This window comes from Lutibacter sp. (genome assembly GCF_041555395.1).
Classification (GTDB): Bacteria; Bacteroidota; Bacteroidia; order Flavobacteriales; family Flavobacteriaceae; genus Lutibacter.
In genome coordinates this window covers 1-12725 of record NZ_JBFFKM010000059.1, presented here as the reverse complement: position 1 = coordinate 12725, position 12725 = coordinate 1, and the positions used below count along the sequence as shown (strand labels likewise).

The 12725-nt window shown below is 36.5% G+C and carries 9 protein-coding genes and 1 riboswitch; all 9 genes read left to right on the top strand.

Annotated features, from left to right (window positions below):
• On the top strand, nucleotides 1-1024 hold a 1024-nt coding region (locus ABY285_RS10800), incomplete at its 5' end, for an O-acetylhomoserine aminocarboxypropyltransferase/cysteine synthase family protein (protein WP_372769925.1).
• 88 nt (nucleotides 1025-1112) lie between these two features.
• A riboswitch (SAM riboswitch) is annotated at nucleotides 1113-1213 on the top strand.
• Nucleotides 1214-1312: 99 nt separating this feature from the next.
• Nucleotides 1313-4705 (top strand): bifunctional aspartate kinase/homoserine dehydrogenase I, encoded by a 3393-nt coding sequence (thrA, locus tag ABY285_RS10795; protein WP_372769923.1) that lies wholly within the window; start codon nucleotides 1313-1315, stop codon nucleotides 4703-4705.
• A 165-nt stretch (nucleotides 4706-4870) separates the two neighbouring features.
• Entirely contained in the window at nucleotides 4871-6040 is a 1170-nt protein-coding gene (locus ABY285_RS10790) for a PLP-dependent aspartate aminotransferase family protein (RefSeq protein WP_372769921.1), read from the top strand.
• A 128-nt stretch (nucleotides 6041-6168) separates the two neighbouring features.
• Entirely contained in the window at nucleotides 6169-6438 is a 270-nt protein-coding gene (locus ABY285_RS10785; RefSeq protein WP_372769919.1) for a DUF2061 domain-containing protein, read from the top strand.
• Nucleotides 6435-7052: a phosphoadenosine phosphosulfate reductase family protein gene (locus ABY285_RS10780; protein WP_372769917.1), complete on the top strand. Its 618-nt coding sequence runs from the start codon at nucleotides 6435-6437 to the stop codon at nucleotides 7050-7052. The genes ABY285_RS10785 and ABY285_RS10780 overlap by 4 nt, the downstream gene beginning before the upstream one ends.
• A gap of 10 nt (nucleotides 7053-7062) precedes the next feature.
• Complete coding sequence (cysD, locus tag ABY285_RS10775) at nucleotides 7063-7962, top strand: sulfate adenylyltransferase subunit CysD (RefSeq protein WP_372769915.1); 900 nt, start codon at nucleotides 7063-7065, stop codon at nucleotides 7960-7962.
• Between the two features lie 126 nt (nucleotides 7963-8088).
• Nucleotides 8089-9336: a sulfate adenylyltransferase subunit 1 gene (locus ABY285_RS10770; RefSeq protein WP_372769913.1), complete on the top strand. Its 1248-nt coding sequence runs from the start codon at nucleotides 8089-8091 to the stop codon at nucleotides 9334-9336.
• Between the two features lie 364 nt (nucleotides 9337-9700).
• Nucleotides 9701-11803 carry a nitrite reductase gene (locus ABY285_RS10765; protein WP_372769911.1) on the top strand — a complete coding sequence of 701 codons (2103 nt, stop codon included), beginning with the start codon at nucleotides 9701-9703 and terminating at the stop codon, nucleotides 11801-11803.
• A 150-nt stretch (nucleotides 11804-11953) separates the two neighbouring features.
• The coding region (cobA, locus tag ABY285_RS10760; protein ID WP_372769909.1) for a uroporphyrinogen-III C-methyltransferase at nucleotides 11954-12725 on the top strand (772 nt) is incomplete at its 3' end.

Sequence of the window (12725 nt, the reverse complement as noted above, 5' to 3'; positions counted from 1 at the left end):
CGGAACTGCGGCAATTACAACGGCTTTATTGGTTTTGCTGAAAGCGGGCGACCATATTGTGGCGTCAAACAGCTTATACGGCGGAACTTTTAATTTGTTTAAAGTTACTTTACCAAGATTGGGAATCACCACAACGTTTGTCGATCCTTCGAATCCCGAAAATTTCACCAAAGCCTCCAACGAAAATACCAGAGTCTTCTTTGCGGAAAGTTTGGGAAATCCTAAACTGGACATCTTGGATTTGAAAGCGATTTCTGCGGAAGCCAAAGCTTTTAAAGTGCCTTTTATTGTTGATAATACGGTGGCAACACCTTATTTGTTGAACCCAATAACGCACGGCGCCAATATCGTGATTCACTCTTTAACCAAGTATATTTCAGGAAATGGAACTTCTCTTGGTGGCGCTATTATTGATGCCGGAAATTTTGACTGGACCAGCGGAAAATTTCCTGAATTTACCGAACCTTCTGCAGGTTATCATGGATTGGTTTATCATGAAGCATTGGGAAATGCGGCTTTTATTGCCAAAGTTCGTATTGAAGGTCTGCGCGATTATGGTGCGGCTTTGAGTCCGTTCAATGCGTTTCAAATTATTCAGGGATTGGAAACTTTGCCAATTCGAATTAAAAAACACAGCGAAAATGCATTGGCATTAGCCGAATGGCTGGAAAGCAGGGAAGAAGTGGCTTGGGTAAATTATCCCGGACTAAAATCAAGCAAATACTATAATTTAGCAAAGAAATATTTGCCTGAAGGACAAAGCGGCGTAGTGACTTTTGGGTTAAAAGGCGGATTTGAAGCAGCTAAAACAGTCGCTGATGAAACAAAATTATTTTCTCTTTTGGCCAATATTGGTGATACCAAATCATTGATTATTCATCCGGCAAGCACCACACACCAGCAATTGTCTGATGATGAACAATTGGCAACTGGGGTTTCAAAAGATTTGATTAGGCTTTCTGTTGGTATTGAAGATATATCAGATTTAAAGCAGGATTTAAAGGAAGCATTCAGCAAAATTTAAATGGCAATTTGTTAAATTTAAAAGAAAGTATTGTTTAAGAAAAATTTAATGCATTAATTTGCATTTCAGTTCATAAACGTATTGAAAAGTGTTATTAAGAAAGGCAGAGGGATTAGACCCGTTGAAGCCTTAGCAACCCTTTGCCTTGCAAAGAAGGTGCTAAATTCTACCAATTTGGATAGATAACAAAAAGAAAATACTTCCAGTAATTTTCTGCCTTTCTTAAATAATGCTACAATTTTTATCCAAATCAAAAATTTTGATTGCGGCAATGTTTAAAATAGCATCATGAATCCATTAAAACACATAACAATAGCTGATTATATTCCGGAAAAAGGGAAGGAGGTTCAAGAAATTAACCTTTCTTATCAAATTTTTGGAAAAGCATTGTATTCGGCTCCTGTTGTATTGATCAATCATGCCTTAACCGGAAATTCTGATGTGGCTGGAAAAAATGGTTGGTGGCTCGATTTAGTGGGTGAAAACAAAGTAATAGACACCGAAAAATATACAATTTTAGCTTTTAACATTCCCGGTAATGGCTATGACGGTTTTGTTATTGAAAATTATAAGGATTTTGTAGCAAGAGACATCGCGAAAATCTTTTTATTAGGGTTGGAAGCCTTAAAAATAAAGGAACTTTTTGCCCTTGTCGGAGGGTCTTTAGGTGGTGGGATTGCCTGGGAAATGGCAGTGATAAACCCTACGATAACAAAAAATTTAATTGCTGTAGCGACTGATTGGAAATCGACCGATTGGCTGATTGCCAATTGCCAGATTCAGGAACAATTTTTATCGAATTCTTGCAATCCGGTCCATGATGCGCGTATGCATGCCATGCTTTGTTACAGAACACCCGAATCCTTTAAAGCACGTTTTCAGCGTTCAAAAAATGAAGAGCTTGAGATATTCAATGTCGAAAGCTGGTTGTTGCATCACGGTAAAAAACTGCAGGAGCGTTTTCAACTTTCAGCCTATAAATTAATGAATCAGCTGTTAAGGACAATTGATGTTACAAAAGGCAGGAATGAATTTATTTTGGATACAATTAATGCAAATATTCATATTGTTGGCGTGGATTCCGATTTGTTTTTTACTGCGGAAGAGAACAGAGAAACGCATAAGCAGTTGGCCTTAACAAATCCAAATGTTACCTATAATGAAATTAATTCAGTTCATGGGCATGATGCCTTTTTAATGGAATACCAACAATTGGAAAAAATAATAGAACCAATTTTTAATCAAAGTTCTAAAAAAAATAAAATGAAAGTCGTAAAATTTGGAGGGAAATCATTGGCAAATGGTATTGGACTGGACAGCAGTTTAAATATTATTGCAAACAAAATAAAAAATGGTGAACAAATTACTGTGGTCGTTTCGGCACGTGATAAAACCACCGACCATTTGGAATCTATTTTAGAGAAAGCTAAAAATAATTTACCTTTTTTAGAAGCGTTTTCAGCACTTAAAAAATACCAGCTTGAAGTTGATGAAACGGTCTGTTTTGCTACTGAATTTCAATTGCTCGACGAAATTTTTAGGGGTGTAAATTTATTGGGGGATTACAGCGAAAAGGTGAAAGACCAGGTACTGGCTCAAGGTGAAATTTTATCAGCAAAGTTGGTTGTTCACCTGTTAAATAAACGCGGTATTAAAGCTAATTTTGTTGATTCCCGTACCTTAATAAAAACCAACAACCAGTTTGGTAAAGCACAACCTTTTGAAAGTGTTTCCGAAGAAAATGTAATGGAACATTTTAGAAAAAATGATGGAGAGGCAATACAAATAATTACAGGCTTTATTGGATCAAACTTAAATGGAGAAACAACTACTTTAGGGAGAAATGGAAGTAACTATACCGCTGCGCTTATTGCGAATTATTTAAATGCAGAGGAATTTCAAAATTATACTCATGTCAGTGGTATTTATACTGCAAATCCCGATTTGGTTGAAAATTCAAAAAAAATCGAAAAGCTTTCTTATCAGGAAGCTAACGAAATGGCAAATTTTGGCGCGAATATTTTACATGCCAAAACCATTATTCCTTTGATTGAAAAAAATATTCCATTGCGGATATTAAACACCTTTGACCCCGAAAATCCAGGTACATTAATTGGTTCCGAAACGGAACGAGGAGGTATTAAATCATTGTCAGTAGATGAAAATGTTGCATTGGTGAACTTCATTGGGCGCGGTTTATTGGGAAAAGTTGGCGTAGACGGAAGAATTTTTACAGCCTTGGCTAAAGAAAATATTAGCGTAAGCGTTATTTCCCAAGGCTCGTCTGAACGTGGTATTGGTTTTATTGTTGATTCAAAAAACGGGTACAAAGCCAAGACAGTGCTTGAAAATGAATTTAAAGACGAATTTCAAACTAAAGACGTTAGTCAAATATATGTAACCGAAAATGTTTCGGTAATTTCAATAATCGGTCAAAGTTTGCATTCCTTTAATCAGCCATACAGCTCGCTAATCAAAAACCATATTACGCCAATTCTGATAAACAATACGGTTACAGGTGAAAACGTATGTTTGGTTGTTAAGAAAACAGATTTAAAAAAGGCGGTAAATGTAATTCATGGGGAGATTTTTGGCGTTTCAAAAAATATAAATATTGCCATTTTTGGAAAAGGTTTGGTTGGGGGGACTTTAATTGAACAGGTTTTAAAGAGCAAAGAAAATATTCTAAAAAGGAAAAATATCAATTTAAATATATTCGCAGTTGCAGGTTCCTCAAATGTGCTGTTAAATAAAAGAGGAATTAGCGAAAATTGGAAACAAGAATTTGAAATTCATTCAACTGATAATTACAGGTTAAAAGATATTATTGAGTATGCCGAAAATAACCATTTGGAAAATTTAATTGCAATTGACAATACATCAAGCAGTATTTTTATTGAAAATTATATTGAGTTGGCTGAAAATGGATTCGATTTAATTTCTTCAAACAAAATTGCGAATACTGTTGAATACGCTTCTTACAAAGAATTGCGCACAAAAATTAAGGAAAATAAAAAATCGTACTTATATGAAACCAATGTTGGCGCAGGATTGCCATTAATTGACACCATTAAATTACTGCATGATTCCGGCGAAAATATCACGGGAATTAGGGGTGTGTTTTCGGGCTCGTTAAGTTATTTGTTCAATACCTATTCTGTCGAAAACAGGCCGTTTAGTGAAGTGTTGCAGGAAGCCATTAACCAGGGTTTTACGGAACCTGATCCGCGTGAGGATTTATGTGGAAATGATGTTGGTCGAAAATTATTGATTTTAGCGCGTGAACTTGATTTGCAAAATGAGTTTTCAGACGTACTTATAGAAAATTTAATTCCGGAAAATTTAAGAAAAGGAACAACGAATGAGTTTTTGGAAAAATTGAATGAAATGGATGCCTATTATCAACATTTAAAAGACAATCAAAAAGAAAATCATGTATTGCGATATATTGGAAATTTATCTGGAAATTTACAGGAAGATAAAGGGAATTTGGATGTTAAATTAGTTTCCGTACCAATAAACAGTGCTCTTGGGCAAATTAAAGGCGCCGATGCTATTTTTGAAATTTATACGGAGTCGTATGGTGAAAATCCAATTGTAATTCAGGGTGCGGGAGCAGGTGCTGCGGTTACTGCGCGAGGTGTATTTGGAGATATATTACGGTTGGCAGATAAAAATTAAGCAATAGGTGGCAGACAATAGGCAATAGGAAACAGTGAAATAAAAATGTTAAAAAGTTTAATTCCCCTCTTGAGATAGGTTAGGGGTGTGCTTTTTATTAAATTATAGGATTTAACTTTTAGAAAATAAAGACAAACCAATAACCAACAACTAACAACCAATATAATGATCGACAAAAATTTCGAAACCGAAGCCATAAGAAACCAAATGGAACGTTCCAATTTTCAGGAACATTCAACGCCGTTGTATTTAACTTCAAGTTTTGTGTTTGAAGATGCTGAAGAAATGCGTGCTTCTTTCAGCGAAGAAAATGACCGAAACATATATTCTCGTTTCAGCAATCCGAATACGACTGAATTTACCGAAAAAGTGGTGAAAATGGAAGGTGCTGAAGCCGGTTATGCTTTTGCGACAGGGATGGCGGCAGTTTTTTCAACCTTTGCTGCCTTGTTAAGCAGTGGTGACCATATTGTTTCGGCACGCTCGGTTTTTGGGTCAACGCATACTTTATTTACCAAGTATTTTCCAAAATGGAATATTGAAACTTCTTATTTTAACATTAATAATCCAGACGAAATAGAGCCCTTAATCAAACCTTCAACAAAAATATTGTACGCGGAATCGCCGACCAATCCAGGGATTGATATTATTGATTTGGCCTTATTGGGAAAAATTGCTAAAAAACACAATTTATTGTTGGTCATCGACAATTGTTTTGCAACACCATATATTCAGCAACCCATAAAATTTGGTGCAGATTTGGTGATTCATTCTGCTACAAAACTAATGGACGGACAAGGGCGTGTTTTGGGTGGTGTGGTGGTTGGAAAAGCTGAATTGGTGCGTGAAATATATTTATTTTCTCGAAATACGGGTCCGGCATTATCGCCTTTTAACGCCTGGGTGTTGTCAAAAAGTTTGGAAACCTTGGCGGTTCGTGTGGAAAAACATTGTGAAAATGCCTTAAAAGTTGCTGAGTTTTTGGAAAGCCATCAAAAAATTGAAAAAGTTAAATATCCTTTTCTGTCCTCACATCCTCAATATGCGATTGCCAAAAAGCAAATGAAATTGGGCGGTAATATCATTGCCGTTGAGGTAAAAGGCGGTTTGGAAGCAGGAAAAAACTTTTTAAATGCCCTTAAAATGTGTTCTTTATCGGCCAATCTTGGTGATACAAGAACAATTGTCACACATCCGGCATCCACGACGCACAGCAAACTTTCTTCTGAAGAACAATTGGCGGCAGGAATTACGCCCGGCTTGGTTCGGATTTCTGTTGGATTGGAACATGTTTCAGATATCATTCAGGATATAAATGATGCTTTAATAAGTTAAAATTTAGTAATATATTTCAAAAAATGTTAAATAGCCGAATTTTATCAATCTATTAGCCTATTGAATGGGTAGAGTATTAAAAAAGATGTATTTTTGTTGCCAATAAAAAGATTAGAATAAAAATAAAAATGATAATAGATCAAATTTTACCGTCGTCTAAAGAAACTGCCAAGAAAGGTTTTGAGGCCGATATAAAATCGGAAAAGCCCATTCGCAGCATTGTTAAAGCAATGAGTTGGAGAGTAGTTGGGACAATAGATACCATGATCATTTCCTGGTTTATTACCGGAGAACTCACTATGGCACTTTCAATTGGGTCCATAGAGGTGGTGACCAAAATGGTGTTATACTATGGTCATGAACGAATTTGGAATTTAATTAAATGGAGAAAACAATGAAAAATTTAGATTTAGAACTTATAAATAAGGAGTTGGAACATCAATCTCCCAATGAAATTATCAATTGGGCATTATCGATTGCTTCTGCTCCACTGGTTACCACAAATTTCAGACCGTATGAAGTGGCAATTTTGCATGCCTGCACCCAAGTAAAAAATGATTTAAAGGTGATTTGGTGTGATACGGGCTATAATACGCCGCAAACCTATAAACATGCCAATGAATTAATCGAAAAATTGGACTTAAATGTGCATTTATATGTTCCAAAACAAACAGCTGCATATAGAGATGCAACTTTGGGAATTCCGCAAATTGAAGATCCTATGCATAAAATTTTTACTGAACAGGTGAAGTTAGAGCCCTTTAACAGAGCTATGAAGGAACATAAACCCGATGTTTGGTTTACCAATATACGCAAAGGACAAACTGCTTTCAGAGACAATATTGGCGTTGTTTCCATAAGTAAAGACGGTGTTTTAAAGGTGAGCCCTTTTTACCATTGGACAGACGAAATGTTGGACACTTATTTAACGAAAAATCAATTACCAAACGAATTCACATATTTTGATCCAACTAAAGTGTTGGAAAACAGAGAATGCGGTTTGCATTCATAAAACAGATAAAATGACAGAGACATTACATATCAATGCATTGGAAAACGAAGCAATTTATATTTTTAGGGAAGTTGCTGCCCAATTTGAAAAACCAGTATTGTTGTTTTCCGGAGGAAAGGATTCAATAACACTGGTTCGCCTGGCGCAAAAAGCTTTCTATCCGGCAAAAATTCCTTTTCCTCTAATGCATATTGATACCGGACATAATTTTCCCGAAACGATTGAGTTTCGCGATAAACTGGTTAAAGAATTGGGATTGGAACTCATTGTTAGAAATGTGCAGGACAGCATTGATCAGGGAAAAGTGAAAGAAGAATCAGGCAGGTACTCAAGTCGGAATGTTTTACAAACGACAACTTTATTGGACGCCATTGAAGAATTTAAATTCGATGCCTGTATTGGTGGTGCACGAAGAGATGAAGAAAAAGCAAGGGCCAAGGAACGTATTTTTTCTGTACGTGATGATTTTGGCCAGTGGGATGAAAAAAACCAACGCCCGGAATTGTTCGATATGCTGAACGGACAAATTGAACTCGGACAAAATGTGCGTGTTTTTCCAATTTCCAACTGGACAGAATTAGACGTGTGGACCTATATTGAAAATGAAAATTTAGAGATACCATCTATTTATTTTGCACATAAACGCGACATATTTATGAGGGACGGACTTATTTGGTCGGCTTCAGAACATGTGTTTAAAGATGATGAAGAAGAAGTTGTAGAAAGAATGGTTCGTTTTAGAACCGTTGGAGATATGAGTTGTACCGCCGCAGTAGATTCTTATGCAGAAACAATTCGTGAAGTGGTTGCAGAAATCAGGGAATCCAGTATTTCTGAACGTGGCGCCAGAATTGACGACAAACGCTCTGAAGCCGCTATGGAAAAAAGAAAACAACAAGGCTATTTCTAGTGTTGAGTTGTAAGTTCTAAGTTTTAAGTAAAGTGTTAAATTAAAAAATGAAAGTTTGGAATTGGAAATTGGTGTGAAATTCAAAATACAAACAACCAATAACCAACAACCAACAGCAAAAAAAATATGGAAGTTTTAAAAATAGCAACAGCAGGAAGTGTCGACGATGGTAAAAGTACCTTAATCGGAAGGTTATTGTACGATACAAAATCATTAACCGATGATAAATTAGAAGCCATTGAACGCAGCAGCAAACAAAAAGGGTATGATTATTTAGATTTTTCACTGGCAACAGATGGCTTGGTGGCGGAGCGTGAGCAGGGAATTACCATTGATGTAGCCCATATTTATTTTTCAACAGCAACAAGAAGCTATATCATTGCCGATACTCCGGGTCACGTGGAATATACCAGAAACATGGTTACTGGTGCTTCAACGTCCCAAGTTGCGATAATTTTGATAGATGCGCGTCATGGTGTGATTGAGCAAACCTATCGTCACTTTTTTATCAATAATTTATTGCGGATTAAAAGCGTCATTGTGGCTGTGAATAAAATGGATTTGGTGAACTTTTCAGAAGAGAGATACAATGAAATTAAAGCCGATTTTGAAAAACTGGTTGAAAAAAGCGATTATGAAGATCAAAACATCACCTACATTCCGGTAAGTGCGCTAAAAGGCGATAACGTAGTGGAAAAATCAGAGGCAATGTCTTGGTTTAGCGGTCAAACATTATTAGAATATTTAGAAGAATTAGACACCGTAAATATTTACAATAGAGGCAAAATGCGTTTTCCGGTGCAATATGTCATTCGTCCTAAAACGGAAGAATTTCACGATTTTAGAGGTTATGCTGGTAAAGTATATGGAGGAGAAATAAATGTTGGAGATGAAGTTGTCGTATTACCATCTGAAACGAAATCCCGAATTAAGGAAATTTTCTTTAATGGTAAAAAATACCAAAGTGCCGCAAGAAGAACTTCCATTTCTGTAACATTAGAAAATAATGTGAATGTAAGTCGCGGAGATATGATCGTAAAAGAAGGGGAATTGCCAAAAATTGAAAAACAATTTACAGCAACCGTTTCTTGGATGGATGCAAAGGCATTGGCTGCAGGCTCTAAATATACCTTGCAACATGGCGTAAATAAAGTAATAGCCAAAGTTACTGCCATTAATCATAAAGTAAATCCCGATTTCTCAGGTGTTGAAACCGATATTGCCAATTTAAATATGAATGACATTGCTTCGGTATCTTTTCAATTGAACAAACCTATTTTTTTCGACGCCTTTAAAGAACACAGAACAAACGGCTCATTTATTCTGATAGATCAGCAAACAAATAATACAGCAGGAGTTGGGTTTATTGAGTAGGACAGAGCGTAAAAAAAATGTATAGTATACATTTTTAGCGATAGAGCCAGGTGGCGAGATGGCGAAATTAATGTTGGAACGGAAAAAAAAGTTAAAGTTAAAAGTTCATATCAAAACTCCCCTCTTGAGAGGGGTTAGGGGTGTGTAAAAAACATGAAATGGAGAAGAAATTAATAAAAAACCGTTCAACACTAATTTAAGCTGAAAGTTCACTTTAGTAAGACTTTTTCAGAAAACAAAACAAACTCCCTTTCCTTTGGAAAGGGCTTGGGATAGGATGAAAATCAAAAACATACATAAAATTTAAATTCACACAACCTATGAAATAGGAAACTTTTTCTACTAACTAAAATCACAAAATATCATGCAAAGTTTCAGAAACGAAATCGAAAATCCGATTGTCGAGAAGGATATTATTGACCTTGAAAAAAAAATCAGTCTTTATTACGAAGGAAAAATAGACGAAGCGCGCTTCAGAAGTCTGCGTTTGGCTCGTGGTGTTTATGGACAACGTCAGTTTGGCGTGCAAATGATTCGGATTAAATTGCCTTACGGCAAAATTTCTGCAGAACAATTGCGTAGAATTTCTGCAGTTTCAGATGAATATTCTCGAGGAAGACTGCACATTACCACGCGTCAGGACATCCAAATTCACCATGTGAGTTTAGACAGAACACCCGAACTATGGGCAGAATTGGAAAAAGATGATATTACTTTGCGTGAAGCCTGTGGAAATACAGTCAGAAATGTAACCGCCTCGGAAACTGCAGGAATTGATGTTGATGAACCTTTTGATGTTTCACCTTATGCCCAAGCAGCTTTTGAATTCTTTTTAAGGAATCCGATTTGTCAGGAATTGGGAAGAAAATTCAAAATTTCTTTTTCGGCAACAGAGGAAGATACCGCATTGAGTTTTATGCACGATTTGGGCTTTATCGCTAAAATTAAAGACGGAGAAATCGGTTTTAAAGTGATGATTGGCGGAGGATTGGGTTCTCAGGCTCGTTTGGCAGACACGCTATATGAATTTTTGCCGGCTGATAAATTAATTCCGGTCACAGAAGCTGTTTTGCGGGTTTTCGACAGGCATGGCGAACGCGCAAAAAGAGCAAGGGCGAGATTGAAATTTTTAGTGAAAGAAATAGGTCTGGATGCCTTTGTGAAATTGGTTTCAGAAGAACAAAAAGCCTTGTCCAGTACAACGTTTAAAATTGACACTTCCAGCTTTGAAACTGAAATTTCAATTCCGCAGGTTGAAATTCCTTCAGTTAATATAACCGATGAGAAAGCCTTTAATCTTTGGAAATTAACCAATGTGATTCCCCAAAAACAAAAAAGATTCAACGCCATTGGGATTAAAGTTCATTTAGGCGATTTTTATACGGATAAAGCACGTTTGTTAGCCGATTTAGTTAAAAAATATGCAGCCAATGAATTGCGATTGACCTTGCGTCAAAACATCTTGATTCCTCATGTTAAAGAAGCGTTACTGCCTTTCTTTTACGCAGAACTTGATAAATTGGGTTATGCGGAAGTTGGATATAACGGCATTTTCGACATTACTTCTTGTCCGGGAACCGACACCTGTAATTTGGGAATTGCGAGCAGTACGGGAATCACAAGGGAACTGGAAAAAGTGCTAAAAAATGAGTTTCCGCATTTTGCTGCCAACAAGGAAATCACCATAAAAATAAGTGGTTGTATGAATGCATGCGGACAACATACGATGGCGCATATTGGTTTTCAAGGAATGACTATTAAATATGGGAATCTTGTGGCTCCGGCTCTGCAAGTGCTTTTGGGTGGAGGCATTTTAGGAAACGGCGAAGGAAGAATAGCCGATAAGGTGATTAAAATTCCGAGTAAAAGAGGGCCAAATGCTTTGAGAGCTATTTTAAATGATGTGGAATCGAACCGTGCAGTAGGGGAATCATTTTTGGATTATTATGACCGACAAGGAGAAATCTATTTTTACAATATGTTGAAACCGATTGCCGACAGTTCTAATTTGCAGGAAAGCGATTTTACGGATTGGGGAAGTGAAGAACCTTTTGAAATGGCCGTTGGCGTTGGAGAATGTGCGGGAGTCGTGATTGATTTGGTAGCGACATTGTTGATGGACAGTGAGGAGAAAATCTCGAATGCTAAGGAAGCTTTAAAATTAAACCAGTTTTCCGACAGCATTTATTATGCTTATACCAGTTTGGTGAATACGGCAAAAGCATTGTTGTTGACCAAAGACAAAACCACAAATACACAAGCCGGAATCATTTCGGAATTTGAAACGCTTTTTGCGGATGATATTGTATTGGAAACTCCGTTTTCTGAATTTGTGTACCAACTTCAAAACAATGAGCCTACCAAAGAATTTGCAGAGAAATACTTAAAAGACGCACAATTATTCTATCAAAAAGCAACTGAACTTCGAACTAAAATTTTAACAGATGAAACGCCCACAACAAAATAATCTAACAGAAAAAGAAAGATACTAGGCGTTCCATTTGACAAAAAAACAATAGAAAATAACAAATAAAACGAGCATAACAAATTTTGATACACATAGGAATGATTAATAGCGAACTGCAGCTGTTACCGCTAAAAAATAAAATTTAAACAGATGAAAACGAATAATTCCCCAAAAATAATCCTTGTTGGAGCAGGTCCGGGCGATCCGGAATTAATTACCATGAAAGGTGTAAAAGCCTTAAAGGAAGCCAATGTGGTACTTTATGATGCATTGATTAATCGAGAATTGTTAAAATATGCTCCTAAAGAAGCCCAAAGAATATTTGTTGGAAAAACAAAAGGGTTTCACAGTCATTCACAAGACGAAATTAACGAACTGATGGTAAAATACGCCTTTCAATACGGACATGTAGTTCGTTTAAAAGGAGGTGATCCATTTATTTTTGGCCGTGGTGGGGAGGAAATAGATTACATAGAATCTTTCGGGATTGAAGCTGAAATTATTTCAGGAATTTCATCATCAATGGCGGTGCCTGCAAGTCAAGGAATATCATTAACAAAAAGAGGCGTTTCTGAAAGTTTTTGGGTTATTACCGGCACCACTTCAGACAAAAAATTGTCGAATGACGTTTGTTTGGCGGCGCAGTCAACGGCAACCGTCGTTATTTTAATGGGAATGAGCAAACTCTGCGAAATTGTTGACATTTTCAAAAAGTTCAATAAAGAGAATGTTCCAACCGCAATTATCCAAAACGGAACCACAAAAAATGAAAAAATTGGCGTCGGAACCATTGATTCTATTCTGGAAGTTGTTAAAACGAAAAAATTGTCTTCACCGGCAATTATTGTCATTGGGGAAGTAGTGAAACACAGTGCTAAATTGCGAGCATTTTATGAAGAAATAGCAAGCAACAATGTTGCTT